26 protein-coding genes and 1 pseudogene are annotated in these 25,097 nt (G+C 61.3%); 20 read left to right on the top strand and 7 right to left on the bottom strand.

The features are described 5' to 3' along the window. Nucleotides 1-31 precede the first annotated feature (31 nt). The 7 genes and pseudogenes from V1280_RS16590 to V1280_RS16560 form a co-directional block, all read left to right on the top strand. The gene (locus V1280_RS16590) at nucleotides 32-799 is read left to right on the top strand and encodes a GNAT family N-acetyltransferase (RefSeq protein WP_334538327.1); all 768 of its coding nucleotides are present in this window, start codon (nucleotides 32-34) and stop codon (nucleotides 797-799) included. Nucleotides 800-810: 11 nt separating this feature from the next. After that, the gene (locus V1280_RS16585) at nucleotides 811-1,992 is read left to right on the top strand and encodes an alanine racemase (RefSeq protein WP_334525954.1); all 1,182 of its coding nucleotides are present in this window, start codon (nucleotides 811-813) and stop codon (nucleotides 1,990-1,992) included. A gap of 85 nt (nucleotides 1,993-2,077) precedes the next feature. Continuing rightward, the gene (locus V1280_RS16580; protein WP_334525951.1) at nucleotides 2,078-3,541 is read left to right on the top strand and encodes an aldehyde dehydrogenase family protein; all 1,464 of its coding nucleotides are present in this window, start codon (nucleotides 2,078-2,080) and stop codon (nucleotides 3,539-3,541) included. Between the two features lie 22 nt (nucleotides 3,542-3,563). After that, a complete protein-coding gene (locus V1280_RS16575; protein WP_334525948.1) occupies nucleotides 3,564-4,733 on the top strand; it encodes a phosphotransferase enzyme family protein in 1,170 nt (389 codons plus the stop codon). 78 nt (nucleotides 4,734-4,811) lie between these two features. Continuing rightward, nucleotides 4,812-6,140 carry an aspartate aminotransferase family protein gene (locus V1280_RS16570; protein WP_334525945.1) on the top strand — a complete coding sequence of 443 codons (1,329 nt, stop codon included), beginning with the start codon at nucleotides 4,812-4,814 and terminating at the stop codon, nucleotides 6,138-6,140. Nucleotides 6,141-6,382: 242 nt separating this feature from the next. Further along, nucleotides 6,383-7,705, top strand: a complete 1,323-nt coding sequence (locus V1280_RS16565) for an NAD(P)/FAD-dependent oxidoreductase (protein ID WP_334525942.1) — start codon at nucleotides 6,383-6,385, stop codon at nucleotides 7,703-7,705. A gap of 33 nt (nucleotides 7,706-7,738) precedes the next feature. After that, nucleotides 7,739-7,882, top strand: a pseudogene (locus V1280_RS16560) (alanine dehydrogenase); the annotation flags it as partial. Between the two features lie 165 nt (nucleotides 7,883-8,047). Here the strand turns inward: V1280_RS16560 and V1280_RS16555 are convergent. Next, nucleotides 8,048-9,487, bottom strand: a complete 1,440-nt coding sequence (locus tag V1280_RS16555; protein ID WP_334525939.1) for an FAD-binding oxidoreductase — start codon at nucleotides 9,485-9,487, stop codon at nucleotides 8,048-8,050. Nucleotides 9,488-9,729: 242 nt separating this feature from the next. Next, nucleotides 9,730-10,683, bottom strand: a complete 954-nt coding sequence (locus V1280_RS16550) for a LysR family transcriptional regulator (RefSeq protein WP_334525937.1) — start codon at nucleotides 10,681-10,683, stop codon at nucleotides 9,730-9,732. A 102-nt stretch (nucleotides 10,684-10,785) separates the two neighbouring features. Between V1280_RS16550 and V1280_RS16545 the strand changes: the two genes are divergently transcribed. From V1280_RS16545 to V1280_RS16490, 12 genes are read left to right on the top strand one after another with little or no spacing between them, the layout of a single operon-like run. After that, nucleotides 10,786-11,730, top strand: a complete 945-nt coding sequence (locus V1280_RS16545) for a ketopantoate reductase family protein (protein ID WP_334525935.1) — start codon at nucleotides 10,786-10,788, stop codon at nucleotides 11,728-11,730. Between the two features lie 4 nt (nucleotides 11,731-11,734). Beyond that, the gene (locus tag V1280_RS16540; RefSeq protein ID WP_334525932.1) at nucleotides 11,735-12,121 is read left to right on the top strand and encodes a VOC family protein; all 387 of its coding nucleotides are present in this window, start codon (nucleotides 11,735-11,737) and stop codon (nucleotides 12,119-12,121) included. Nucleotides 12,122-12,133: 12 nt separating this feature from the next. Continuing rightward, nucleotides 12,134-12,604: a MaoC family dehydratase gene (locus tag V1280_RS16535; RefSeq protein WP_334525929.1), complete on the top strand. Its 471-nt coding sequence runs from the start codon at nucleotides 12,134-12,136 to the stop codon at nucleotides 12,602-12,604. After that, entirely contained in the window at nucleotides 12,601-13,827 is a 1,227-nt protein-coding gene (locus V1280_RS16530) for a CaiB/BaiF CoA transferase family protein (RefSeq protein WP_334525926.1), read from the top strand. The genes V1280_RS16535 and V1280_RS16530 overlap by 4 nt, the downstream gene beginning before the upstream one ends. A 3-nt stretch (nucleotides 13,828-13,830) precedes the next feature. Further along, nucleotides 13,831-14,658 carry a shikimate dehydrogenase gene (gene aroE, locus V1280_RS16525; RefSeq protein ID WP_334525923.1) on the top strand — a complete coding sequence of 276 codons (828 nt, stop codon included), beginning with the start codon at nucleotides 13,831-13,833 and terminating at the stop codon, nucleotides 14,656-14,658. Nucleotides 14,659-14,673: 15 nt separating this feature from the next. Then, nucleotides 14,674-15,528: a shikimate dehydrogenase gene (locus V1280_RS16520; protein ID WP_334525920.1), complete on the top strand. Its 855-nt coding sequence runs from the start codon at nucleotides 14,674-14,676 to the stop codon at nucleotides 15,526-15,528. A 51-nt stretch (nucleotides 15,529-15,579) separates the two neighbouring features. Continuing rightward, complete coding sequence (locus tag V1280_RS16515) at nucleotides 15,580-16,248, top strand: amino acid ABC transporter permease (protein WP_334525917.1); 669 nt, start codon at nucleotides 15,580-15,582, stop codon at nucleotides 16,246-16,248. Nucleotides 16,249-16,257: 9 nt separating this feature from the next. Then, entirely contained in the window at nucleotides 16,258-16,914 is a 657-nt protein-coding gene (locus V1280_RS16510; protein WP_334525914.1) for an amino acid ABC transporter permease, read from the top strand. 51 nt (nucleotides 16,915-16,965) lie between these two features. Beyond that, nucleotides 16,966-17,793, top strand: coding sequence for a transporter substrate-binding domain-containing protein (locus V1280_RS16505; RefSeq protein ID WP_334525911.1), 828 nt, complete (start codon nucleotides 16,966-16,968; stop codon nucleotides 17,791-17,793). 60 nt (nucleotides 17,794-17,853) lie between these two features. Beyond that, nucleotides 17,854-18,600 carry an amino acid ABC transporter ATP-binding protein gene (locus V1280_RS16500; RefSeq protein ID WP_334525908.1) on the top strand — a complete coding sequence of 249 codons (747 nt, stop codon included), beginning with the start codon at nucleotides 17,854-17,856 and terminating at the stop codon, nucleotides 18,598-18,600. Nucleotides 18,601-18,611: 11 nt separating this feature from the next. Continuing rightward, a complete protein-coding gene (gene aroQ / locus V1280_RS16495; RefSeq protein WP_334525906.1) occupies nucleotides 18,612-19,061 on the top strand; it encodes a type II 3-dehydroquinate dehydratase in 450 nt (149 codons plus the stop codon). A gap of 6 nt (nucleotides 19,062-19,067) precedes the next feature. After that, on the top strand, nucleotides 19,068-19,307 hold the full coding sequence (locus V1280_RS16490; RefSeq protein WP_334525903.1) for a Gfo/Idh/MocA family oxidoreductase: 240 nt from the start codon (nucleotides 19,068-19,070) through the stop codon (nucleotides 19,305-19,307). 702 nt (nucleotides 19,308-20,009) lie between these two features. On the opposite strand, the gene V1280_RS16485 is transcribed toward V1280_RS16490, so the two are convergent. Then, nucleotides 20,010-20,420, bottom strand: a complete 411-nt coding sequence (locus tag V1280_RS16485) for a hypothetical protein (RefSeq protein ID WP_334525900.1) — start codon at nucleotides 20,418-20,420, stop codon at nucleotides 20,010-20,012. Nucleotides 20,421-20,599: 179 nt separating this feature from the next. Here V1280_RS16485 and V1280_RS16480 point away from each other — a divergent pair, with 179 nt between their 5' ends. Then, nucleotides 20,600-21,121 carry a site-2 protease family protein gene (locus V1280_RS16480; protein WP_334525897.1) on the top strand — a complete coding sequence of 174 codons (522 nt, stop codon included), beginning with the start codon at nucleotides 20,600-20,602 and terminating at the stop codon, nucleotides 21,119-21,121. 424 nt (nucleotides 21,122-21,545) lie between these two features. Here V1280_RS16480 and V1280_RS16475 read toward each other — a convergent pair whose 3' ends face one another. The 4 genes from V1280_RS16475 to V1280_RS16460 are packed head-to-tail and all read right to left on the bottom strand — an operon-like array spanning nucleotide 21,546 to nucleotide 25,041. Beyond that, complete coding sequence (locus V1280_RS16475; protein WP_334525894.1) at nucleotides 21,546-21,878, bottom strand: hypothetical protein; 333 nt, start codon at nucleotides 21,876-21,878, stop codon at nucleotides 21,546-21,548. A gap of 31 nt (nucleotides 21,879-21,909) precedes the next feature. After that, on the bottom strand, nucleotides 21,910-23,139 hold the full coding sequence (locus V1280_RS16470) for a metal-dependent hydrolase family protein (RefSeq protein WP_334525891.1): 1,230 nt from the start codon (nucleotides 23,137-23,139) through the stop codon (nucleotides 21,910-21,912). Between the two features lie 13 nt (nucleotides 23,140-23,152). Then, the gene (locus tag V1280_RS16465) at nucleotides 23,153-23,644 is read right to left on the bottom strand and encodes a hypothetical protein (protein ID WP_334525888.1); all 492 of its coding nucleotides are present in this window, start codon (nucleotides 23,642-23,644) and stop codon (nucleotides 23,153-23,155) included. Then, entirely contained in the window at nucleotides 23,641-25,041 is a 1,401-nt protein-coding gene (locus V1280_RS16460) for an MFS transporter (RefSeq protein ID WP_334525885.1), read from the bottom strand. The genes V1280_RS16465 and V1280_RS16460 overlap by 4 nt, the downstream gene beginning before the upstream one ends. Between the last annotated feature and the right edge of the window lie 56 nt (nucleotides 25,042-25,097).

The raw sequence follows: 25,097 nt of genomic DNA, 5'->3' as shown, positions 1-25,097 counted from the left end.
TCTGGAAGGTGCCCTAAAGCTCTCGCAAGAGATGTCCTGGCCCTATCGGCTCGAGGATTGGGATGTCGCGCTGCAGTTGGGCCATGGCTTTGTTTTGCAGCGCGCGGGGGCGGTGATCGGTACCGCGGCGTGGTGGCCATATGGGGAGACCCATGCTTCCGCCGGAATGATCATCGTCGCGAAGGATGCTCAGGGCCGCGGCTATGGGGCTCGGCTCATGGATGCCTTGCTGACATCCGCTCGCGCACGGAGCATTGCGCTGAATTCGACGGCCGAAGGCATCATGCTTTACCAGCGCCGCGGCTTCGTCCCCATCGGGATCATCCACCAGCATCACGGAATTCTCGACGAGCGCTATGAGCCGCCGCGGTCGGGCCTCGTCAGGTCAATGGCTGCATCGGATTTCGGGGCGATCACGCGCCTCGATCGCGAGGCTACAGGCTTGGAGAGGCGACGGATGCTCGACAAGCTCCTCCAGAGCGGTGATGGCTATGTCCTGGAGCGTGACGGCATGGCACGTGGCTACGCCATCTCCCGGCTTTTCGGCCGCGGGCATGTCATTGGGCCTGTCATTGCCGAAACTCCAGCCGATGCACGCGCACTGATCGAGGCCGCGCTCGCAGATCTCGGACGTCGTTTCGTTCGGATCGACACCTCTGCCACATCGCAGCTTGGGGAGTGGCTCGAAAGCATCGGCCTGCAGCGGGTCAGTGATGCAACCACCATGATCCTGGGAGTGCAATCGCCAGCAGCCGGACCGGCGCGCACCTTCGCGGTCGCCAATCAATCGTTCGGCTAGGAGAGATCGAAATGCCACAGCCGGAGACGCGCGCAGCGGACATCCAGAACAGCGAGGCCGCGACAGTCGGCGCGCTGGCGACCCCAGCCCTCTTGCTCGACCAGGACCGGCTCGATCGCAATTTCGCCCGTCTGTCCTCGCGCATGGCCGCGCAAGGCGTCGTGCTGCGTCCCCATATGAAGACCGCCAAATCCATTGATATCGCCCGACGCGCTCATCCTTCGGGGGCGGGACCAATCACTGTCTCCACTTTGGCGGAGGCGGAGTACTTCGCGCAGCATGGCTTCCGGGACATCACCTATGCCGTGGGACTTGCGCCTCACACCGCCGCGAGGGCGATGCACTTGCGGAAAGCAGGCATCGATATCAAGGTGCTGCTGGATTCGTCTGAGCAGGCCGCCATGCTTGGCGCGGCCGGTCGTGCCGCTGGTGTGATACCGTCCGCCTTCATCGAGATCGACTGCGACGGTCATCGTGGCGGGCTGACCGGGACCGGTCCCAAGCTCCTGGTCGTCGCGACAGCCCTGGCCGAGGCCAGCGTCAAGCTTGCCGGCGTTCTCACCCATGCCGGCGAATCCTACAGCCTCAGCATGCCGGCGGCCCTTGTCGCAGCTGCGGAGAACGAACGCACCTTGGCCGTCGCCGCCGCAACGACCTTGCGCGCGGCCGGCCATGAATGTCCTGTCGTCAGCGTCGGCTCGACGCCGACCGCCCATTTTGCCGAAGACCTGACCGGCGTCACGGAAATGCGCGCAGGCGTCTACATGTTCTTCGATCTGGTCATGCACGGCGTCGGCGTCTGCACGACCGATGACATCGCCATCTCGGTGCTCGCCACCGTGATCGGCACGAAAGCCGAGAGGGGCTGGATTTTGGTCGATGCGGGGTGGATGGCCCTGTCGCGCGACCGCGGCACCGCGGCGCAGCGGGTCGACCAGGGATATGGTCTGGTCTGCGACGTGGCCGGCAAAATCTATCCCGACCTGATCGTTTCGCAAGCAAGCCAGGAGCACGGGATCCTCACCATCAGGCCCGGGTCGGCGCATTCTTTGCCCCATCTTCCGATCGGCGCGAAGGTCAGGATTCTCCCCAATCACGCCTGTGCGACGGCGTCGCAACACGAGTTGTACAACGTCGTCTCCGCCGGCAGCGACGCGGTTCACGCCCGATGGCCCCGGATGCGCGGCTGGTAGGGCTGGCCGGCCATTCCCGGCCACCTCGGCTGCCCTGGTTCCTGCCGCTGATCGGCGCCTATTACTGGATCAAGGATCGCTTCCAATGACCTCGGCCCTTCGACACCTGACGGAAGCCGGCTTCCTCGGAAAATTCTACATCGACGGAGAATGGCGGAAGCCGATCGGATCAATCACGGCAGCAGCAACTGTCGTGAATCCGGCGACGGAGCAGCCGATCGCTGACGTCGCGCTCGGCGATGACGATGACGTGGACTGCGCCATCGCCGCCGCCAGACGAGCCTTCGCCGGTTGGTCCCTGACACCGCCTGCTGAGAGAGCGGCGCTGCTCGACCGGATTCATGGTTTGCTCCTCCAGCGGCTGGAGCTGTTCGCGCAGGCGCTTACGTGCGAGATGGGAGCTGCGATAACCTACGCGCGCCGCGCTCAGGTGCCGTTGGCCGCCGAACATATCCGTGTCGCCCGCGATAATCTCGCGACCTATCCGTTCATCACCCCGCGCGGCGCCACCGCGATCATGCGCGAAGCGATCGGTGTCTGCGGTCTCATCACGCCCTGGAATTGGCCTCTCTACCAGATCACCGCCAAGGTCGGTCCGGCGCTCGCCGCCGGTTGCACGGTGGTGTTGAAGCCGAGCGAATTGTCGCCATTGAGCGCCTTGCTGTTCGCCGAGGTGATGGACAATGCCGATTGTCCGCCCGGCGTCTTCAACCTCGTCAATGGAACGGGTCCGATTGTGGGCGCCGCTCTGGCGTCGCATCCACAGGTTGACATGATTTCGATCACCGGTTCGACGCGGGCCGGCGTTCTCGTTGCGCAAGCGGCGGCGCCCACCGTCAAGCGCGTTGCCCAGGAGCTCGGCGGCAAGTCGCCGAATATCATCCTGCCGGACGCCGATCTCAGCCGTGCTGTTCCGCTCGGCGTCGGCGCCGCCTTCCGTAATCTCGGCCAATCCTGCAGCGCGCCGACGCGGATGCTCGTGCACCGTCCGCAGACGGAAGAAGTCGAGAGCCTGGCAGCTGCGGCCGCTTCGGAACTGGTGGTCGGCGATCCCCTTGCGGAAAACACGACTCACGGTCCGATTGCGAACCGGCCACAGTTCGAGCGTGTGCAGACCATGATCGGTGTCGGCCTGGAGGAAGGCGCCAAGCTCGTCATCGGCGGGCGAGGTCGGCCGGACCACCTGCGGATCGGCCTCTATGCGCGCCCGACGATCTTCTCGAACGTCCATCGCGACATGAGGATCGCACGGGAGGAGATCTTCGGCCCGGTGCTGTCGATCATTCCCTACGACACCGTGGACGAGGCGATCACGATCGCCAACGACACCGTCTACGGTCTCGGCGCTCATGTGCAAGGCACTGATATGGAGACGGTGCGCGCAGTCGCCCGTCAGATCCAGTCTGGTCAAGTGCATCTCAATTATCCTGACTGGGACCCCAACGCACCTTTCGGCGGCTACAAGCGTTCCGGCAACGGCCGGGAATATGGCATCGAGGGCATGGAGGAGTATCTCGAGACCAAAGCAGTTCTCGGATTTTATCGATGAACGCTGCCGCTCGGTGCTCAGCATGAAGAACACGATCTTTAGCAGGCCGGGACTTCTCTCATTGGATGCTCATGGTGATCTGGTGCCCGATGGTGAACCTGGTCCGCACATTGGACCGGTGGTTGCGAGAGCAGGCCAACTTTCTTGCGCGTCAGCGGCAACCGAAACCTATTTTCGTGCGGCCGCCGCGGTCCTGGCCATGCGGTCCGACTCCTCCGGACCGGACATGTCGGCGGCACTGCTGAAGCGTCACTACGGAGTGACCGGATCAATCGCGACGTTGTCGTCCGAGGTCGAGCGCACTGTTGAAGTCGACCTCCCGGATGGCCGCCGGTGCATCCTGAAGACGTCGACCAGACCGGAGGCGGCTGACAGCTTTCGTTTCCAGACCTCGGCCATGGCAGGCTTGGAGGGGGCTGCGGGCGTCGTTGCGCCCGCAGTGCTGCGCACGAGCAGCGGCGCATTGATGTTTGAGGAAGAGCGAATATGCGGATACCTGCAGACCCGGATCGAGGGCATTCCGCTGCACCAGGTGGTGCCCACTCCCGACCTGCTTTTTCGGGCTGGCTGTGCCCTCGCTCGGCTTGATTTAGCGCTTGCGCAAGTCAAGGTGCTTGCAGCCGATCGGCCCGTTCTTTGGCATGTCGGGTGCTGGTCGCGGTTGATGGAACTGGAGCCGTACCTACCGAGCGGGAGCGTTGCCGATAGGGTTCGCGCCGCTATGGCGGATTATCTGGAGTTTGTTGAACCACAAATCCCGAACGTCGTCTGGCAGGTCACTCATAACGATCCCAGTCCGTTCAACATGATTGTGACTGGCCAGAGATTGGGCTTCATCGATTTCGGTGATGGCTGCTGGAGCCCCAGGATCCAGGAGCTGGCGATAGCAGCAAGCCACCTCGTATCAGATTCGGCTCTTCCTCTGGGTGGTGCTGAACATCTCATTGCCGGCTATGCCTCTGTCATTGCGCTTTCAAGGTTGGAAACAAGACTCCTCGTCGGACTGATGCGGGCGCGACAAAGCGCATTGATCCTGGTCAATTACTGGCGCGCCCACCTTTTCCCGGCCGACGCCCAGTACATCAAAAAGAACGTCGCGCGTGCCGAGCACGGCCTTTCTATCCTGGCGCCTCTTGATGTCGCACTGGGCGAGGCGGCAGTCTTGTCGGCAGTATCGTCGTCCTTGCCGTGATGGCGCTTAGGTTCGCTCGAGCGACAGGGTCGTAAAATGCGAAGTGGCCACGGTACTCTTTCAAATAGGCAGCAGCACATGTCCACAGATCTCATGCCCAATCGTTACCGACCTGGCGAATCAAACCTTCCCAGGCGAGAATCGGAGCTCATTGCTCGTCGTGACAAAGTTCTAGGCTCTTCTTATCGGCTCCAGTACCGCAGGCCCATGCACTTCGTTCGCGGCGAAGGTATGTGGCTGTACGATCCGGACGGGCGGCCCTATCTCGACTTCTACAATAACGTGCCGTGTCTCGGCCATTGCCACCCGGAAGTAAACGACGCAATGGCGGAGCAGGCGGGCCGAATAAGCGCCAACACGCGCTATCTCGAGCCAAAGCTTGTTGACTATGCCGAGCGGCTCGTCGGTACTTTCCCAAACGAGCTCGACCGCGTGGTGTTTACTTGCACGGGGAGTGAATCCAACGATCTGGCCCTGCGTATAGCAAAGTGCGCAAGCGGCAACGAAGGCGTGATCGTATCCAGCTATGCGTATCACGGAACGAGTGCAGCGACAGCCGCGGTTTCCCCAAATCTGGGTGACGCAGTCAAGCTCAGCCCGTTCGTGCGCATGGTATCCCTGCCCGGGCCGGCGTGCGTTCCGGCGGCCCAGGCTGCGGACTTTTTCGAGACACAGATTCGTTCAGCCATGATGGATCTGAACCGTCGTGGCATGGGGGTTGCGGCCCTGCTCATCGACAGTATTTTTTCCAGCGACGGCGTATGGGTAGATCCTCCTGGCTTCATCGCGAACGGAGCTGCGAAGGTGCAGCAGGCAGGTGGTCTCGTCATTGCCGACGAAGTTCAACCGGGCTTCGGACGAACTGGCGGTCATATGTGGGGCTTCGAGCGCCACGGGATCGTTCCGGATCTTGTTACCCTGGGCAAGCCGATGGGCAACGGATTTCCGATTGGCGCTGTCGTTGGTCGCAGAGCATGGATGGACCAATTTGGTGCCACCTCTCGCTACTCGAACACATTCGCTGGAAACACAGTCGGAATAGCAACAGCGGACGCCGTGTTAACGATCCTGCAGCGCGACCAAATCCCGCAAAAAGTGCTTGCGATGAGCCAGCGCCTCCGCGCCGGACTGGAGAAGCTCGCAAAGCAACGTTATGAGGTCCGCGCCATCCGAAACGCCGGTCTTTTCTTTGGCGTCGACATAGGATCTGAGGGAACTCCGGCCCCAGGCCGTCGTGCGATGGCTTTGGACCTGGTCAACACAATGCGGGATGACGGCGTGCTTATCAGCACGACCGGGGCCAATGAAGATACGCTTAAAGTGCGCCCTCCGCTCGTTTGCGAAGCCGAGCATGTTGACCTCTTCCTAGCAACCATGGAGCGCGCGCTCATCAACGTGGCGGGCTAGATCGCAGGCCTCATCGGGGCAGCACCCGTTCCGGGTGCGTGTCGCGGCAGGGCTATCAAACCCTGATGTCACGAACCGGGACCAGGTCGGGCTTGAGCAGCATCGTTCAATCAAGCGGCCAAAAACCCGAGCATCTTTCGAAGTCCTAGATGATTTCAGCACATTCTATCGAGCGTCCGATGCGATGAAGGGTTGATCGGAACTTTGCTTCCGGATTCTTGGCAGCCGAGGTTCGTTGGAACATGTCGCCCCGCGTCGAGCGCATTCACAGCGATGAGCGTCTCCCAGCCGAGGCCGACGTCGTCATCGTCGGCGGCGGCATCCTCGGCTCTACGGCCGCCTATTACCTGGCGAAGCGCGGCCTCTCTGTGGCGCTCCTCGAGAAGGGCCACGTCGGCTGTGAACAATCGAGCCGAAACTGGGGTTGGTGCCGCCAGCAGAACCGCGACCGGCGCGAACTGCCGCTCTCGGTGCTCTCCATGCGGCTGTGGGACGAGCTCACGCGCGACATCAATCGGGACCTCGGATTTCGACGCTGCGGTCTCGTCTATGCGACCCACGACGAAGCTGTGCTCGCCGGCTGGGAAAGGTGGCGCGAGGTCGCCAGGGAGTACGACGTCGACACCCGCGTGCTGAGCCGGGCGGAGGTGGCCGAGCGCGTCCCGGAAGCGCGCGACAAATGGGTTGGCGGGACCTATTCGGAGCGGGACGGCAAGGCCGAACCTGCGCTCGCTGCGCCGGCTATCGCCGAGGGGGCTAGAGTGCTGGGCGCCACGATCCACCAGGAATGCGCCGCGCGGGCGCTCGACTTGGCCAATGGCAGGATTGCGGGCGTGCACACGGAGAAGGGCTATATCAGAACCAGCGCGGTGCTGTGCGCCGCCGGTGCCTGGTCCTCGCGCTTCCTTCGGCCGCTCGGGATCAGTTTCCCCCAGGCGAGCATCCGTCAGACCGCGCTGCGTTCCACCCCGACAATCAACATAGGCGAGGCGGTCTCCACACCCTACTGCACGATCACGCGCCGACTGGACGGCAGCTATACGCTTGCGATCAGCGGCAAGGCGAACCTCGAAATCACGCCCCAGGCTATCCGGTATAGCCGGGAATTCATGCCGCAGTTCTTGCGTCGCCTGAAAAACGTCAGGCTCGGCGTCGGCCAATCGTTCGTTTCGGGGCCGGATTCAATGTCGGCGCTGCTGACCAACGACGATCGGATCTTCGAGCAGAATCGCGTGCTGGATCCTCCGCCCTTGAAATGGCTGGTGAGCCAAGTGGTGGAGAGTGTCCGGAAAACCTTCCCCCAACTTGGCGAAATAGAGATCGATAGCGCCTGGGGCGGCTTCGTCGATTGCACGCCGGACGCAGTGCCTGTGGTGTCGCAGGTGGACGGGGTGGAAGGCCTGGTGCTCGCGGCGGGCTGCTCGGGTCACGGCTTCGGTTTGGGCCCGGGGCTCGGCTATCTGGCCGCGGAGCTTGTCGTCAACGACACGCCTTGTGTCGATCCCACACCGTTCCGGCTGTCGCGTCTGGTCGATGGCTCCAAGCTGGACATCGCCGCCATCTGAAGATCGAGCCGGAAGTCAGGCCTGACGGGCACCCTGGCGAGCAAAGGATTCGGAGCTGTGCTCGAAGATCGCCATCTGCGTGCGGGACCTAATGTCCATCGCGGACGGCTAACTTCAAGGTCCGTCGCCGAGAGTCTCGGCCTGCCATTCTCACCAATCGAACAGGTCGCGGCCTGATCGCGATTTAGCCGTCCCTGAGGGGCGTTTCCTCTGCAACTTCAGCCACTCCTTCGGAGTGGCTCTTTCTTTATGGACAAGACGATTTGGCTGATCGAGGTGCCTCAGCCGAAGACCCACGGTTTGGGCCTGGACGAAAGCATCGCCAGCTCGCCGACCGATGGTTCAACAGGCAGACTTCTCTCCCAATGGGCGAACGATCGCGCCGGCGTTCATGATGTCCGCCGGATCAAAGGCGGTCTTGATCCGGCGCATCGCCGCGATGCGTCCGAGATCGCCGTACCGCTCCAAAAGGTGCTTCTTGAATCGACCGACGCCGTGCTCCGCGCTGAACGTGCCGCCGAGCGCCGCGGCCGTGTCGTAGAGTTGCAGCGACAGGCTGCCTTCGACCCGCTTGGTGAACTCCAACCGATCGACGCCGGCAGGAACGAGCACGTTGTAGTGCAGATTGCCGTCGCCGACATGGCCGTAGACGGACAGCTCAAGCTCGGCGTCATACGATCGCACCTGTGAGCCGGCCAGGTCCAGGAAGCGCTGAATGGAGGAAAGCGGTACCGAGATGTCGTGCTTGACCGATCCGTTTCGGCGCTTCTCGCCGTCGGGGATGGTCTCGCGGAGTCGCCACATCGCGGCCCGCTGCGATCCGCTCTGCGCTAGGAACGCGTCCTCGACCCATCCGGCCTCGATCACCTCGGCCAGAACGGCTTCCATCAGTTCGTCGAGATTGAGATGGCGTGAGGAAGAGGCGAACTCGACGAGGACGGCGCCTTCCGGGCCTGCTCGAAGGGAGGGCGGGTCGGTCATTGCATCGATCGCGAGCGCGATCGATCGGACGGTCATGAATTCGAATGCGGTCAGCAGGTCCGCGGATTCACGACGGATCAGGGCGAGAAGCTCGGCGAGCGGCGCGCCCGTCGCGAGCTTGAGCCAGGCAGTCGCGCGGTGGGTCGGCAACGGCGCCAGACGCAGCACTGCGCCCGTGACGATGCCGAGAGTTCCCTCGCTTCCGACGAAGCACTGTTTGACGTCGTAGCCGGTATTGTTCTTCCGCAGCTTGCGCATGTCCGAGACTACCGTGCCGTCCGACAGCACCGCCTCGATTCCGAGCAGCAGATCGCGCGTCATCCCGTACCTGACGACCGACAGCCCGCCGGCGTTGGTGCCGATGTTGCCGCCGATCCGGCAACTGCCTTCCGCGCCGAGGCTGAGCGGCAACAGTAGTCCGGCAGCCGCTGCGGCGTCCTGTACGTTCTTCAGGATGACGCCGGCGTCGACAGAGATGCTCATGGAGAGGGGATCGATTTCGCGGATCTTGTCCATCCGCTCGAGGCTGACGATGATCTGACGACCTGAGGCGTCCGGCGTCGCGCCGCCGCAGTAGCTGGTGTTGCCGCCCTGCGGAACGATGCCGATGCCGTGGTGCCCCGCGAGCCGCACGATGTCGGCGACCTGCTTCGTCGTCGTCGGCTTCAGCACGGCAAATGTCGACCCCGTGAAGAGCTGGCGTTGGTCCGTTGTGTAGGCCGCGATCTGCCCCGGCTCGTCAACGACGCCCCGATCGTCCAGAAGGTCGCGAAAGGCTCGAACCTGTATTGAGTGGGACATGCTTCAGCTCCGATTGGCATCGGATCATCTTTGCGCGTTTGTACGGCATTGCTTGCCGTTCGAGGGCGATTGAGAAGGAAGCAATGCTGAAATGCTGCGATTGTCGGCAGTTTGCGTCGATCCGGCTCGTATTGAACGCCTTCATCACGCGCCTCCTCGGGCTTCAGAGGGAGCCAGTCGGCGACTTACCAGACAGCCGATCGCATCAAGTTTCGAAATGGTGTGCCGCGATCGGCCTTCGTTTATTTTGGCCGACCGGAACGATGTAGGCCCCGCACGTCCCGCTGTTGAAAAAGTTCACAGCATAGGTCACGCAGCCATTGGCTTGCCGGATCGTGATGGAAGCGGGCATGCCAATATTGCTTCACGGTAAAGCCGGCGATCGCGAGCGGACAGTCGAGCACGCGCAGTCCGTAATAGTGAGCCAACGTTTCGCCGATGTGCCTTGGAAGCGTGGCGATCAGGTCAGTCGTCCCGACGATTGCGGGTAAGCCCAAAAAGCCTGGCAGCTCAAGAGCAACGTCAAGCACCATTCGCTGCTCCCGTAGCGCGTCCGCGAGCAACTGGTGTCCAGTGCCGGAGCGAATGAGGACGTGCGCCTCACGCCTGAAATCCTTGGTGGTGATGCGATCGCGGATTCGGGCGTGTTTTGCGTTCGCCAGGCAGACCCAATCCTGCGGAAAGAGTGCCTGTTGGAAGTGTCCAGCGTCGAGATCGGAGATATAGCCGAGCGCCAGATCGGCCTCGCCGGACTGCAGCATTCGTGGGGTATCGCCGCCGATCTGCGCCGCCTCGATGCGGATGCCCGGCGCAAGGCGGCGAACGTGGGCGAGGATGGCGGGAAGGAGCGTGATGTGGCTCGCATCCGTCATGCTGATGACGAAGCGGCGCTTTGCAGTCGCCGGATCAAAGTCAGGGCGAAGCTCCGCTAGACGACGCAGCATCTCCAACGCTTGTCTGGCTGTGCCGATGAGAGCCTCGGCGCGCGGAGTCGGCAGCATTCCCCCAGCCGACCGGATGAAGAGCGGATCGTCCAATTCCTTTCGCAGGCGCGCCAGCCAGATCGAAATGGTCGGCTGGCTTTGACCGAGCTTCTCGGCTGCCTTGGTGACGCTGCCCGTGGAGAACAATGCGTCGAACAACCTAAGCAGGCGCGGGTCCAACAGGTTCGTCTCGGAGGGGTCCCCGCGCTTCATTGCGATCCACAATAATGGTTATAAGGTTCATAGCATATCCAAATACCGGGCAGCCTGCTAGCACGCTTCCAACGCCAAAATCGGCGAGGGAGAAGCGTTCGGATGAGGATCTGCTTTATCGGAGCGGGAGCCTTGGGCTCGACCATCGGCGGCACGCTGGCGCGCGGTGGTGCCGAGGTCTGGTTGATCGATCCGTTTCAGGCTCATGTCGACGCGATCAATGCGGGCGGCCTACGGATGCTCGAAGGTGACGCCGAGACCGTTGTGAAGGTCTCCGCCTGCACCTCCGCGACGGAGGTCGGCATCGTGGCGGATCTCGTCATCGTCCTCGTCAAGTCCTACCACACGCGGGATGCGATCCGAGCGGCTGCTCCGATTATCGGCCCGCAGACGGTTGTGATGTCGCTTCAAAACGGGCTTGGTCATGAGGACATCCTCTCGGAGGAAGTTGGTCGTGACCGGGTGATGGCAGGCAAGACCTACGTTGGCGGTGTGCTGCTCGGCCCCGGTCACGTTCGCTCCGGGGTCATCGGCAAGGAAACCATCATCGGCGAACTTGATGGACGCTTGACGGAACGCGCGCGGCGAATTTCCGAGACGTTCAATCGCGCCGGCATTCTCACGCTGCTCAGCGACAACATCCTGGGCACGATGTGGGACAAGTTGTTCATCAATGTCGCCGGCGGGGGAATCACCGCCGTGACCGGGCTGACCTATGGCGGCCTCTATTCACTGCCGATCCTGGAAGATTGCGCGCTGGCCGCAATCTCGGAGAGCATCGCGGTCGCGCAGGCGGCTGGCGTGAAGATCTCGATCGCCGACCCGCGCCGGGCCTGGACGATGGCGTCTGCCGGACTGCCGCCCGAGTTCAAGACGTCGATGTTGCAGAGCTTGCAGTCCGGCAATCTGACCGAGGTCGATTACATTCACGGCTCCGTCGTGCGTTGGGGCGCCAAGCTCAACGTGCCGACGCCCGTCAACTCGACCCTCGTCGCATTGGTCAAAGGGCTCGAATATGCCCGCAACGACTATCCAGGAAAGGCCTGAGACGATGTCGTTGTCTCGCGCTTATGTCGAACACGTCGCGATCCGTGTGCCGGATGTTGATCGTCACGTCGACTTCTTTCATGACGTGCTTGGTCTTGCCATTCGCGACGAACAACCCGCCGATGGCGCGCGCCCGCGTCAGGTGTGGGTGCTCGGAAGCGTGCAACTCATCGAAGATCCCAATTTCGTCGGTCCGGAAGGGCGTCTCGCCCATCTCGGCATCATGGTCGACGATTATGAAGGCGTGCTCGCCCGTGCCGCCGCCTGGGGCGCCAAGGCATTGCCCGCCGGAGCGAACTGGCTCGAGCTGCCGGGCGGCCTGAACATCGAGATCTTGCAAGCCAGTGCGGGTGCCGTGGAAGCGGCGCTGGCGATCAATCCACGGGCCTAAGGAACACGCGACATGACCGATGAGCGCTACTGGGACGATGCCAAGGTCGGTGATGAATGCATCACGCCGTCGGTGACCGTCACCGAAGCGATGGTGAATGCCTATGCCGAACTGACGGGTGATTTCACGCCTGTTCATGTCGACGAGGAATACGCCAAAACGACACCATTCGGCACGCGCGTCGCGCACGGGCTATTTGGTCTGTCGCTGGCCGATGGTTTGAAGACCCGTGCCGACTACCGCTTCCTTCCGGGAATGTCGCTGGGCTGGACATGGGATTTCAAGCTGCCGATCAAGCTCGGCGACACCGTGCATGTGAGGTTCCGCGTTGGTTCGATGCGCGCCACGAAGCGGGAAGGGTGGGGCATCGTGGTGCTGCCATCGGAGCTGATCAATCAGCGCGGCGAAGTGGTGCAGCTCGGTGAGCATCGGCTGATGATTCCGATGCGCCCGAAGACAAGCGTCGCGGGAGAGCAAGTATGACCGCACAAGATCTGCCGCTGAGAGGCATTCGCGTCATCGACTACAGCCATTTTTTGGCGGGCCCGTTCATGGGCCGCTGCCTCGCCGCGATGGGCGCGGACGTCATCAAGGTGGAGCGTCCGAGGGTTGGCGATGCGGGCCGTGCCCACGGCTATTTCAAGGACGGACAATCCGGCTACTTCCTTCAGCAGAACATGGGAAAGCAGGGCCTGTGCATCGATCTGCGCGACAGGCGTGGCCTCGACATGATGATGAAGTTGGTCGAGACGGCCGATGTCTTCATCGAGAACTATCGTCCCGGCGCACTCGAACGCCTCGGGCTCGGTTACAAGACGCTCTCGGCGCGCAATCCCAGGCTGATCTACTGCTCGGTCTCCGCCTATGGGCACACCGGCCCCTATGCCGACCGACCGGGCTTCGGCCTGATCGCAGAGGCGATGTCGGGCGCGCTGGCGCAGCTGGGCTCTCCGGGCGAAGCGCCGCCGCTGCTGCGGATGCCATTGGCCGACATGTACACCGGCATTCACGGTGTAGCCGCCATCAATGCGGCGCTGGTCGGCCGCGCGTCGTCCGGCCGCGGCCAGCATATCGATCTGGCGTTGTACGATTGCATGGTCTCGATGCACGACTATGCGGTTCAGCGTTACTTCCTCTCCGGCGGCACCGACCTGCCGAAGCAGACCGGCAGCGGACAGCCGGACTCGACCGTCTACGGCGTCTTTCCGGCCAGAGACGGCAATCTCGTCATCGCCGCGCAAGTCGACGATGCGTGGCGGCGTTTGGCCACGCTGATCGGGGGGAACGCGTTGGCATCCGACGAACGCTTCTCCACGCCCGCCGCGCGCAACGCCCATTATGCCGAAGCCATGGAGATCGTGCGCAGCTGGACGCTGTCGCAGCCGTCGCGGGATGCCTGCCTCGCCGCACTCGATGAGGCCGGCGTGCCGTCCGCTCCCGTGCAGACCATCGAAGAGGTTGTGAAGGATCCGCAGATTCACGCGCGTGGCATGCTGGTCGAGCAGGAGCATCCGGTGCTCGGCAAGGTAACGCTGCCGAATCTGCCCTTCCGCTTCTCCGACTGCGACACCACGGTACGCACTCCGGCTCCACTGCTCGGCCAGGACAATCGCCGCATTGCACAGTCGCTGGGACTGTCAGCCGAACTCGTCGAGGCGATGGTACGGGACGGCGTCCTCTACAACGAAGTCGCAGTGCAGGAGTGAGCGATGAGCGACCGTTATGCGGTGATTGGCAATCCAATCGGCTTCAGCAAATCACCTCTCATCCACGGCACTTTCGCCAGAATGACGGGACAGGACCTGGTCTATGAGGCGATCGAGGCGCCACTCAATGGCTTCAACGAACGGGTTGATCAATTCCGGACAGAGGGCGCCAAGGGGCTGAACATCACCGCCCCGTTCAAGCTCGATGCCTTCGCCTATGCAAACGAGCTTTCAGAGAGTGCCAGACGAGCAGGCGCCGCAAACTGCCTGAAGTTCGAGGGCGACCGGATCAGCGCCGAGAATTTCGACGGGATTGGCCTCGTGCGTGACATTACCGCCAATCTCGGCGTCAAGATGGCCGGCCGGCGCGTCCTGATGCTCGGCGCTGGAGGAGCCGCGCGTGGCGCGCTGCTGCCGTTCCTGCGAGAGGAGCCGTCCGAGCTGGTTCTAGTCAACCGAACGCTATCGAAAGCGGTCGCGCTGGCCGAAGAGTTTGCCGGTTGTGGTCCCCTGATCGTCAGCGGTTATGCCGAGCTGGCCGATCTAACCGAGGGCTACGACGTCGTGGTCAATGCGACGTCGGCCAGCCTGCGCGGTGAAATGCCGCCGCTTCCAGGCAATGTCTTCCGCGGTGCGGAGCTGGCCTACGAACTCGCCTACGGCAAAGGGCTGACTCCCTTTCTGCGAGCGGCTCGTGCCGAAGGCGTAGCCAAGTTGGCCGACGGCGTCGGCATGCTGGTCGAGCAGGCGGCCGAAGCCTTTGCCTGGTGGCGCGGCGTTCGACCGGGCACGGCTCGGGTCATCGCCGAGCTGACCGTCCCCCTGAGCTGACGGGCGATGCCGAACATGCATCCGAAGCCCAGCTTTCTCGTCGGCCTGATCGGCAGCGGCATCGCTGCGTCCCGCACCCCGCCCATGCACGAAGCGGCCGCTGACGCTGCTGGCATCCGCTATCTCTACAAGAAGATCGATCTGACCGAGTTAAAACTTGGTGCCGAAGCGCTGCCGGAATTGCTGACGGCCGCAAAGCGGATGGGCTTTGATGGGTTGAACGTGACCCATCCCTGCAAGCAGGCGATCCTTCCGTTGTTGGACGAGCTTTCGCCCGACGCGGAGGCGCTCGGTGCCGTGAACACCGTAATCATCAGGAGCGGTCGAATGACCGGCCACAACACCGACTGGTTCGGCTTCGCCGAGAATTTTCGGCGCAACATGCAGGACGCGTCGCTCGGTCGCGTCATCCAGTTCGGCGCGGGCGGCGCAGGCGCGGCGGTCGCCTTCGCCCTCATGAGACTGGGCGTGCAGGAACTGACCATCATCGACGTCGACCTGGCCAAGGCGCAGAGCTTGGTGGATAGCCTGTCGCCTCGGTTCGCAGAACGGCGCTTGAGAGCCGGCCAGGATGTCGTGGCGGCCGTCGCCGCCGCCGACGGCATCGTCAACGCGACGCCGATCGGCATGGACAAATATCCGGGCACGCCGCTGCCGGCGGCCTTGCTGCGGCCCGATCTGTGGGTCGCCGAGATCGTCTACTTCCCGTTGGAGACTGCGCTGCTGCGCGCGGCGCGTGCCCTCGGCTGCCGCACGGTCGATGGCGGTGGCATGGCGATCTTCCAGGGCACCGAAGCATTTCGCCTGTTCACGGGTATTTCGCCTGATCCCGACGTCTTCTTCGCCACTTTTGCATCCCTGGGAGGGTGACACCCGGCCGATGGGCGAGCGGCACGCACAACGCTCGAGAGGAAACGCAAGATGGGCTACACGCTCGATTTCTCGGTGGTTTGGCATGCGATGCCCGCGCTGCTGTGGGGCTGCGTGGGCACGTTGGGCCTGGCGCTTGCCGGCATGACGCTCGCGATGCTGATCGGCGTCGCCGGCGTCGCGGCTCGCGATTCGAATGCGGCCTGGTTGCGGGCCATCGTGATCGGCTTCGTCGAGATCGTGCGCAATACACCTTTCCTGGTTCAGATCTTTTTTCTGTTCTTCGCCCTGCCGCTCATCGGATTGAAGCTCAATCCGACAGCCACCGCCATTATCGCACTCGGTGTCAATGGCGGCGCCTACGCTATCGAGATCATCCGCGGCGGCGTGCAGTCGGTTCACAAAGGGCAGGTGGAAGCCGGCTACGCGCTTGGACTGCACAAAGGGCAGGTATTCCGTTTCATCGTGCTCAAGCCCGCGCTTCGTGCGATCTACCCCTCGCTCACAGGGCAGTTCATCATGCTGACGCTGACATCGTCGATCTGCTCGGCGGTGTCCGCTTACGAACTGACATCGGTTGCGCAACGCATCGAAAGCGACACATTCCGCAGCTTCGAGGTCTATTTCTCCGTCACCTTCCTCTATCTCGCGATCTCCTGGCTGCTGATGCTGGGCTTTGCGGTCATCTCTCACCGTTTCTTCTCTTATCCGACACGCTGAGGAGAGATCATGACACCGCATTTTGGCCTTCCGGAGTTCGGCTTCCTGCTACGTGGTCTGCAATGGACCGTGCTGCTTACGCTGGTCGCATTCGTAGGCGGCTGCACGGCGGGGCTCGCTATCGCATTGCTGCGCACCTGTGGTCACAAGGGCGTGGAATGGATCACCCGCATCTACATCGGGATATTCCAGGGCACTCCGCTGCTGCTGCAGCTTTTCGTCGTGTATTACGGACTGGCGCTAACCGGGCTGAAGCTCGATGCCTTCGTCGCGGTAGCGATTGGTTTCACCGTGAACGCCTCCGCCTTCCTTGGCGAGATCTGGCGCGGCGCGATACAGGCCGTGCCGCGAGGCCAGACTGAGGCCGCGATGGCGCTTGGACTGCACTATTCGTCCCGCATGCGCGATATCGTGCTGCCACAGGCGATCCGCATTTCGCTGCCGGCGACAATCGGCTATCTCGTGCAGCTCATCAAGGGCACGTCGCTCGCCGCCATCGTCGGCTTCATCGAGCTCGCCCGTGCCGGTCAAATCGTATCGAACCAGACCTTCCAGCCCCTGCTTGTCTTCGGCGTGGTCGGCGCGATGTATTTCATCCTCTGCTGGCCACTGTCGTGGTGGGGCAGCCGGATGGAGGCCAGGCTCGCCCTCGCCAACCAAAGGTAGGAACGGCGCACCTGCCCAATTACAAACAGCCATCACCAGGAGGAGATACTCATGTTGTTTTCACCCAATCGTCGCCAACTCGGGGTCGCGCTATTGGCATTGGCAGCTATCGCCATCGCAGGCGAATCGCAGGCGGGCACTCTGGAAGACGTGAAGAAGAAGGGGGTCGTCGTCATAGGAATTCAGGGCGACAATCCTCCTTGGGGTTATGTCGATAGCTCGGGAAAGCAGGATGGCATCGATGCCGACATGGGGCGCGCATTCGCTGAATATCTCGGCGTGAAGGCCGAGTTCGTCCCGCTGGCGGTGGCCAATCGTATTCCGGCGCTGACCACGGGCCGCGTCGACATTCTGTTCGCAACCATGGCCATGCTGCCCGAGCGCGCGAAGGCGGTGCAGTATTCCAAGCCGTATGTCGCCAACGAGATCACGCTTGTCGCGGCCCAGGCGACGCCGATCAATAGCAATGCCGACATGGGCAAGTACGTCATTGGCGTTCCGAGGTCCTCCACGCAGGACACCCAGGTCACCAATAGCGCTCCAGCAGGCACCGAAATCCGCAGGTTTGATGATGATGCGGCCACGATCCAGGCACTGCTCTCAGGCCAAGTGCAGGCCGTCGGCGCAAACAGCTTCTATCCTCAGCGTCTGAACGCTGCAAAGCCAGAACTTGGGTTCGAGCCCAAGCTTCACTTCACCGCTCTGCACAACGGGGCCTGCACGCGCCTGGGAGAGAAGGAGTGGAACGAGACGGCCAACAAGTTCATCGACCAGATCAAGTCTAACGGCAAGTTGGCCGCCTTCTACGCCAAATGGATGAAGGCCCCCGTGCCGATCTTCCCGGACTCGGTCCCCGGCGTTCCCTTCACAGTTCAGTAGCCACTGCGGGCGGCCGGCGCACGATCCGCGCTGGCCGCCGTCCGATAGCGGAGTGAATCCATGCAGGACCTGATCCTGATCGAAATGAAAGCCGTGCAGAAGTGGTACGGCGGGTACCAAGCTCTCCGCAACGTCGATCTCGCCGTGCGCAAGAGCGAGAAGATCGTGCTCTGCGGTCCGTCCGGTTCGGGCAAGTCGACGCTGATCCGTTGTATCAACCGCCTCGAGGCGATCCAGCAGGGCAGCATCGTTGTGAACGGTCATAGGCTGGACGGCAGCATAAAGGCCATCGATGTCGTACGTCAGGACGTCGGCATGGTCTTTCAGAGCTTCAATCTTTTTCCGCATATGACGGTGTTGCAGAACTGCATGCTCGCCCCCATTCGCGCGCGCCGCATCAGCAAGGCCGAGGCGGAGGCGACTGCGCGAAAATATCTCGAACGGGTCCGCATCGGTGATCAGGCCGACAAATATCCCGCCCAACTCTCGGGCGGTCAGCAGCAGCGTGTCGCAATCGCGCGTGCGCTCTGCATGCAGCCCAAGGTGATGCTGTTTGACGAACCGACCTCGGCTCTCGACCCTGAGATGGTCAAGGAGGTGCTCGATACGATGATAGGCCTCGCCAACGACGGCATGACCATGATCTGCGTCACCCACGAGATGGGCTTTGCCCGCCAGGTTGCCGATCGCGTCATCTTCATGGCTGAAGGACAGATCATCGAAGAAGGCGCGCCCGACGCTTTCTTCCGCAATCCACAGCAGGCCCGCACCAGGCAGTTCCTGGGCGAGATCCTCGCCCATCACTGAACGGAGTTTTCATGAGTCGTCTTGTCTACGTCCTGAACGGGCCAAATCTCAATCTGCTTGGCAAGCGCCAGCCCCACATCTATGGCAACGAGACGCTTGCGGATGTCGAGCGGGATTGTCGGGCACTGGCCAAGGAGCTCGGCCTGGACATTCGCTTCCATCAATCGAACGGAGAATACGAGCTGATCGACTGGATCCACGAGGCGCGCGAAACGGCGTCTGGTATCGTGATGAATCCCGCGGCTTTCACCCACACGTCGGTCGCCATCCTGGATGCTCTGAACACGTTCGAGGGGACAGTGATCGAGGTGCACATTTCCAACGTGCACAAGCGCGAGGAATTCCGCCACCACTCGTTCGTGTCCAAACGGGCTGACGGTGTCATCGCAGGCTTCGGCACGCAGGGTTATCTGCTCGGCTTGCGTCGTGTGGCCAAGCTGCTTGACGAGAAGAAGGGGTAGCGTCGGATGAGTGCACCCGTCCGCCTGTCGGTGATGGGAGCGGGTCTCATCGGCAAGCGACACATCGAGCACATTCTCGCCCGGCCGGAGGCGGTACTGTCGTCGATCATCGATCCGACGCCGGCGGCCCGAGAGTTGGCGGTGTCGCTGAACGTGGACTGGTTTCCGTCCTTTCAGGATATGCTCTGCGAAAATCGGCCGGAGGGGGTCGATAGTCCATCAATCACAATGACGCCAATAGAATGAGAAAGTCCTGAAGAAGTGGCTCGCTTTTTAAGACCAAAGCCGATCGGGATGTATCGCTATGGCTCCGATGGCTCGATACGACGGTTTTGCTCGACGCGGTGATCCGCGAGAAGACGACCGCGACCTGGACCCAGCTCCGTCCCGACAGAGGCAGATGGCGTCCTGATCCGGGCCAGTCCTTCGCCTTCGACAAATCCCGCTTGGGAACACCTGCATGTGGGTCGATCCAAACATGCCGACGGAGGGCGCCCTGATTACTGAAGCGCTCGATGACGCGTTGAAGGACGCGCAAATCGAGTCTTTTCATGAATGGACCTACTCCGAAGAGATCTGAATGCGCCTTCATCGGTCGATCGAGCTCTCCTACTGCTTCGATGCGCGACCGTGTCACGATCTAATGGGCCGGTGAGAAGTCCCGTGGGATACGCAGAAGCCGAGGCCGATTGGTTTCGAAATCCCTAAGCAAGGTATCCCATGGAAGAGAGCGTGTATCACGCATACTGAATTGCTGGTTGGGCGGATACTGATCTATTTTTGATCGGCGCGTCGGCTTGGCAAAATGACGTCGCTTTCGATCGTTTCGTTTTGGGATGGCTGAATGGGCGCGTTGATCAAGTTTCCAATATCGCGTCGGTCCGGTCGATCGGACAACCGAAACGATCAACTCAGAAGTACGTGCCCGGCTCACCTGGGTCAAACCATTCACGGTCTGGAGCGTATCTTGGATCGATTGGATGTATCGCTGGCAGAGCTTCCGGATAACTGTAGCAGGCGCCAATTGTTGCACCAGATCAACTGCATTAGAGACAAGTTGCCGCTTGCAAAGAATCTCTTGTCGCGGCTTTGATTAGAGTAATGCGCCTTGGCGAGTCGCCAGCCACTGCTTCGCCCGTCGGTATGACGCCGTGTTGACAACCTGCAGCCGGTCACCCGTCCAGAAATTTGCGAGGAGGCCCAGGAAATCTGGGCGAAGGCTGCACTGGCAGCACGGCAATCACCATCGCCTCGTTGTGACGGCTTTTCCTTGAGACGAGCCAGTTCGGGGGAGGAGGCAGAGACCCGCTCGGTGAGTTCCTCGTCTCCGATCTTGAAGACAACCTGATAGGCAACCATCGATTTTCACTGATCTCTCGTCGAGCGCGTTGTTCACGGTGCAGTATCGATGCTCGTCGGGCAACGGAGTTGCCGTAGAACATCCCTGCGCGCGTGTGTCACCTTGATGGTGCGGGACATCGCAAGCCCCGCATAGCGGGGCGCGGTTTGACTGGACGCGTGGTGCGCTCGCGTGGAACATGAATCCAGTGAAGCGCATCAGGATCGGCGTCGGTCCCACCGTCTGCGTATTGTCCGATCAAAGCGGCACGCACTGCAGTGTGGGGCTGTTTCCGATAGCGGCTTACCTGGAGTTGCGAGGTGATGAGGACGGCGTCTTGTCTTCGGCCAAACCAGGTGCTCTGGCGGTCGTGCACGCCGCGGGGCCTGCAGCAAATCTGGCTTTCTCGCTGGCGATTTGCGGACTTTCGTTGGCGTTGGTCGGCGAGGGCGGATTGGTGCCGTCCCTCGATTTTCACCTTCCCGCGCTGGCCGCATCCTTCGTCAGCGCGCTGTCGATCGCGATTGGTCTCTACAACCTCGTTCCCATTCCACCGTTGGATGGAGGTCATCTGCTCCTCGCGACACTGCGCGCGGTGGGAGGAATCAGGAGCCTCCCGAACAACGAGTCATGGATCATCCGACTGGGCTTGGTGGTGAATATCGCTGCCAGCGTGCTGTTCCTGTCTCTCGTTGCCGTGGATCTGCTGTCACGGGGTTGAGCGGAGGACGGCGACGAAAGAGCCGTTCGCCGGGCAAATGACCCGGCGTGTACCGCGAGCGATTTCGCCGTGTCACGCTGACGCCTTTGGGTGTGCCACACAACGCAACCGGCCCTTAATTCAAAGTGTCTATCTCTGTTCCATCCGGCCATCATGCGTTGCGCAACTGCGCCGGAGGAAAACGCCGGTGATTCGCAAGGTGGATTCCCGACATCAATAGTGTCCCGTCAAGAGACCGTTGCGGATGCTGTCATCGCGCACGAGGGATACACCAAATTTTGGAGAACGTCGTGGCCTGGCTCGATAAGCAGCAGAGTGAGGGGGGAGCCGGGGTCGCAAGGACGGCCCCGGCGCCATCAAATTCCGGCCGCGCACCTGACGGCGCACGGCCGGTTCGGTCGAAGCAAAGTGGCGATCACCCGCGCTAGCTCCTCTTCAAATGTGGGCCATGATCCAATCGATCCGCGCCGTTTGCCGCATCGGGAGGATGTCTCGCGCCTTCTTTTTGCAGGGACAAAGCGATCAGATTCGGGGCTTTGATCGTGTCCGGAGCCACGTCGCGGCAGCGCAATCGGGCGATTAATTCTGGTCGGCGCCATCGTTTGCTGATGCGAAATTGCCGGCGGGTTGCTTGGTTTGTCCAGTGCATCGTCCTTGCGTTTGATGCGCAGACGTCGGCATTTCTCTGATAGATCGGCCGCGTTCCGATGCTGGGCTGGGCGTTAGCGGCCATGGTCATCGCCGTCAGTTCGGTCATGGGCTCGCGTATGATGCAAACAAGCCTGGATCTAGAATCCACGTTCGATCACAACACCGCCGTTTTGAACAACCATCCTTATGTTGTGTAGGGGAGCAGCGAGGAGGTCGATGTTGCGCAAAGGGTTTCCTCGGACGACAAGAAGGTCTGCGGTTGCTCCCTCGCGGATAACACCGAGCCTTTCTCCAGCACCGATCAACGCGGCAGCTGTCGTTGTCGCACTGGCAAGCACCTCAGTTGATGACAGAACCTCTGACCGGTATCTAAACTCCTCGTTTTGGTATTCGTGCGTCTCGCCGAGCAGATCCGTGCCATAGGCCATCTTGACGCCTGCATTGCGCAAGATCTCGATGCTCTTGAAGCCCGCAGACCGGACCATGTCGAGCTTGGGTCTGTTTTCCTTCGGTAAGCCTATCTTCTCTCCCTCGCGGGCCTGAGCCTCGAAAATGGTCAACGTCGGGACCGCAACTGCACCTGCAGCGGCGGCAAGCGCGGCCGTTTCATCATCGATGAGGTTGCAATGTTCCAGAGAACGGACGCCACACTCGACGGCTCTCTTAATTCCCGCTGCAGTATACAGGTGAGCTGACACGTAGGTGTGCGCATCACGGGCCTCGCTAACAGCGGCTCGCAGCTCATCCTCGGAATAGCCGAACCAATCGATCGGGTCGGTCGGACTTCCGACGCCGCCGTTGGCCATCACCTTTATGAAGCGCGCGCCTTGTCGGAGCTCTTCTCTACAGGCGTGACGTACTTCCTCTGGACCGTCTGCGATGCGGCCGAGCGATCCAAACCGATGATCGTTGCGATGCGGTTCGCGCACATCGTATTTTTGTCGGAAGTCGGTGTGTCCACCCGTCTTGGACAATGCCTTGCCGCAGACGATGAGCTTCGGGCCGGCAATTAGGCCTTGCACTTGCGCATCTGCGAGTGCGACAGGGGCGCCGCCAACATCGCGTACGGTAGTAAAACCTCTCTCCAGCATGCCGCGCATGATCGGCACAGAGCGAAGCACGGCAAGAGGATCTGGCAGAGCCGCGTTTTGGGCTAGGTTCATCATGCTTGCTACGACGTGAACATGGCAATCGATCAGCCCAGGCATCAGGCTCTTGCCTTTCAAGTCGAAAACCCGGCAATTTTCGGGAACGCGGCCGGAGAATGCAGTATCTCTGATCTGACCATTCTCAACGTAGACGGCACCATCCCGCGCACCGAACTCGGTCGCGTCTACGACAAGTGCATTCTTGAACAAGATCGGCATCGGGTTTCTCAGATCAAAGGAAGACTTGTGTCAGGCATTGGCCGTAAAGGCTGGCCAATGGGCACATGTCTTCCGTGTAGTGATTTTCAATGTCCAAGATGTTTATCGAGCCGATAACCTGTCCTCGCGATAGAATCGGCGTGTTGAGCACACTTTCGCAACCAAGGTTGAATAGCGCCTCATGTTCGGCGAATACGCTCTTGAGATCGGAGCGGTTTCGGCCGACGTAGTGGAGACCTTCGACCAGAACGCGTTGAGTCCAGTTGCCTGCCTCAATCGGCTTGGTGCCCCCGACAGGGTTGATCTTGGTATTGCTCGAGTAGAGCCGGCGCATGAGGCTGGCATCGCGGTCGACCTTCAGGAGCGTGAAGAGCTTGTATCCGAACTCTCGCTGAAAAGCCGCTTCCCCCAGCGTCATCATAGCGCTGGGGTCGGTCGCACGCGTAACGGCCGCATTGAATGCTGCCAAGCGATGGAATTGCGTTTCCGTCAGACCCTGGGTCACGCGCGGGACTCCTCGACACCCTTGACAGGGAGAAGGGCAGCCTGAAATTCTGTGCTCTCGATTTCTTCGAGCGAACGCCCTTTTGTCGGAATTCCAAGTGTGATGACAGAGAGTGCGCCTGCGAGCAGGACGGCCGTAGTCATCCCAAACACACCCGCAAAGCCGGCGATTGGATAGATGTAGCCCACAAGAATCGGGGAACTGATTGCGCCAATGCGGCCGATTGCCGATGCAGTCCCAACTCCTGTTGCCCGGACACGAGTTGGGAAAACTTCCGGCGTGTAGGCATACTCACCTGCATTGACGCCGTTGATAAAGAACGACAGCAGGATGCTCATAGCTAACACCTGCTGATCGGTCTGGACTGTGGCCAAGGCAAGAGCCGAAAGTGCCGCGCCAGCCATGTAAGACACGATGGTGTACTGACGGCCGATCCGCTCACAGGCCCATGCTGCGGAAAAATATCCCGGGATTTGAGCGAGATAGATCAGGATTGAGAAGGAGAAGCTCTTGGTAATCGTCATGCCGCGTTCGACCAGCAGACCGGGAATCCAGGTAAAAAACAGATAGGAACAGAAGGTCACAGAGAGCCAAAGCAGCCAGGTCATGATCGTGATGCGCCGCAGCTTTGGCGACCACAAAACCTTGAAAGTCTCGCCGAGGCTCGCTGCAGGAGTTGTAACGATCGCCCCGGATGCAGGAACCGGCGGAAGTTTGATGCCACGTTGCTCGAAATCCGTTTCGATGCCCGCAACGATAGCTTCGGCTTCTGCGTGCCTGCCGCGGCTTTCCAACCAGCGTGGTGACTCGTGGACCGACCGGCGCCACCAAAGAACGAGAACGACAGGGAGAGCAGTTGCCACGATTGCGTACCGCCAACCGTTGTCACCGAGCGGGACGATGAAATATCCGATGAGAGCAGCCGTTACGAACCCAAAAGAGAAGAATCCTGCGAGCGATGCCGTAAAGCTACCTCGCCTGTTGGCGCTTACGAATTCCGATAAGAATGGGGCGATGATGGCGGCCTCCGCGCCCATCCCAATTCCTCCAATCACCCTAAGTGCGAAGAAGTGGTGCCAGTTGTTGACGAACGCGCTTACGAAAGCGGAGACACAGAACAGCACGAGCGCCCACATCATGATGTTGCGGCGTCCAAAGCGGTCACCGAGTGCGCCGGCGGTCAGCGCGCCGACGAGGAAACCGAAAAAAGTGCTGCTTGCGAGGACACCGGTCTCGACGCTGGTTAGACCCCAGAGCGGTCGCAACACCGGCAAGAGGAATGCAATGATGGCGGCGTCGACCGCCTCGAACATGTATCCTAATCCTCCCATCAGGAGGAGCTTGTAGTGAAAACGACCGAAAGGCAGCCGCTCAAGGCGTTGAGCAATCTGAGACATACATCACACTCCCCTTGGGCGCTACGCCGGCGACAATCGATTGGATCCAATTCTGC

Origin of the sequence: Bradyrhizobium sp. AZCC 2230 (assembly GCF_036924495.1) — a bacterium.
Classification (GTDB): Bacteria; Pseudomonadota; Alphaproteobacteria; order Rhizobiales; family Xanthobacteraceae; genus Bradyrhizobium; species Bradyrhizobium rifense.
This window is presented reverse-complemented; position numbering and strand designations above follow the sequence as displayed.

What these genes read in the sequence shown, in the direction of transcription:
- V1280_RS16590 (WP_334538327.1), top strand. Translation starts at nt 32, where the DNA reads ATGTCCTGGCCCTATCGGCTCGAGGATTGGGATGTCGCGCTGCAGTTG.
- V1280_RS16585 (WP_334525954.1), top strand. Translation starts at nt 811, where the DNA reads ATGCCACAGCCGGAGACGCGCGCAGCGGACATCCAGAACAGCGAGGCC.
- V1280_RS16580 (WP_334525951.1), top strand. Translation starts at nt 2,078, where the DNA reads ATGACCTCGGCCCTTCGACACCTGACGGAAGCCGGCTTCCTCGGAAAA.
- V1280_RS16575 (WP_334525948.1), top strand. Translation starts at nt 3,564, where the DNA reads ATGAAGAACACGATCTTTAGCAGGCCGGGACTTCTCTCATTGGATGCT.
- V1280_RS16570 (WP_334525945.1), top strand. Translation starts at nt 4,812, where the DNA reads ATGTCCACAGATCTCATGCCCAATCGTTACCGACCTGGCGAATCAAAC.
- V1280_RS16565 (WP_334525942.1), top strand. Translation starts at nt 6,383, where the DNA reads ATGTCGCCCCGCGTCGAGCGCATTCACAGCGATGAGCGTCTCCCAGCC.
- V1280_RS16555 (WP_334525939.1), bottom strand. Translation starts at nt 9,487, where the DNA reads ATGTCCCACTCAATACAGGTTCGAGCCTTTCGCGACCTTCTGGACGAT.
- V1280_RS16550 (WP_334525937.1), bottom strand. Translation starts at nt 10,683, where the DNA reads ATGAAGCGCGGGGACCCCTCCGAGACGAACCTGTTGGACCCGCGCCTG.
- V1280_RS16545 (WP_334525935.1), top strand. Translation starts at nt 10,786, where the DNA reads ATGAGGATCTGCTTTATCGGAGCGGGAGCCTTGGGCTCGACCATCGGC.
- V1280_RS16540 (WP_334525932.1), top strand. Translation starts at nt 11,735, where the DNA reads ATGTCGTTGTCTCGCGCTTATGTCGAACACGTCGCGATCCGTGTGCCG.
- V1280_RS16535 (WP_334525929.1), top strand. Translation starts at nt 12,134, where the DNA reads ATGACCGATGAGCGCTACTGGGACGATGCCAAGGTCGGTGATGAATGC.
- V1280_RS16530 (WP_334525926.1), top strand. Translation starts at nt 12,601, where the DNA reads ATGACCGCACAAGATCTGCCGCTGAGAGGCATTCGCGTCATCGACTAC.
- aroE (WP_334525923.1), top strand. Translation starts at nt 13,831, where the DNA reads ATGAGCGACCGTTATGCGGTGATTGGCAATCCAATCGGCTTCAGCAAA.
- V1280_RS16520 (WP_334525920.1), top strand. Translation starts at nt 14,674, where the DNA reads ATGCATCCGAAGCCCAGCTTTCTCGTCGGCCTGATCGGCAGCGGCATC.
- V1280_RS16515 (WP_334525917.1), top strand. Translation starts at nt 15,580, where the DNA reads ATGGGCTACACGCTCGATTTCTCGGTGGTTTGGCATGCGATGCCCGCG.
- V1280_RS16510 (WP_334525914.1), top strand. Translation starts at nt 16,258, where the DNA reads ATGACACCGCATTTTGGCCTTCCGGAGTTCGGCTTCCTGCTACGTGGT.
- V1280_RS16505 (WP_334525911.1), top strand. Translation starts at nt 16,966, where the DNA reads ATGTTGTTTTCACCCAATCGTCGCCAACTCGGGGTCGCGCTATTGGCA.
- V1280_RS16500 (WP_334525908.1), top strand. Translation starts at nt 17,854, where the DNA reads ATGCAGGACCTGATCCTGATCGAAATGAAAGCCGTGCAGAAGTGGTAC.
- aroQ (WP_334525906.1), top strand. Translation starts at nt 18,612, where the DNA reads ATGAGTCGTCTTGTCTACGTCCTGAACGGGCCAAATCTCAATCTGCTT.
- V1280_RS16490 (WP_334525903.1), top strand. Translation starts at nt 19,068, where the DNA reads ATGAGTGCACCCGTCCGCCTGTCGGTGATGGGAGCGGGTCTCATCGGC.
- V1280_RS16485 (WP_334525900.1), bottom strand. Translation starts at nt 20,420, where the DNA reads ATGGTTGCCTATCAGGTTGTCTTCAAGATCGGAGACGAGGAACTCACC.
- V1280_RS16480 (WP_334525897.1), top strand. Translation starts at nt 20,600, where the DNA reads ATGAATCCAGTGAAGCGCATCAGGATCGGCGTCGGTCCCACCGTCTGC.
- V1280_RS16475 (WP_334525894.1), bottom strand. Translation starts at nt 21,878, where the DNA reads ATGACCGAACTGACGGCGATGACCATGGCCGCTAACGCCCAGCCCAGC.
- V1280_RS16470 (WP_334525891.1), bottom strand. Translation starts at nt 23,139, where the DNA reads ATGCCGATCTTGTTCAAGAATGCACTTGTCGTAGACGCGACCGAGTTC.
- V1280_RS16460 (WP_334525885.1), bottom strand. Translation starts at nt 25,041, where the DNA reads ATGTCTCAGATTGCTCAACGCCTTGAGCGGCTGCCTTTCGGTCGTTTT.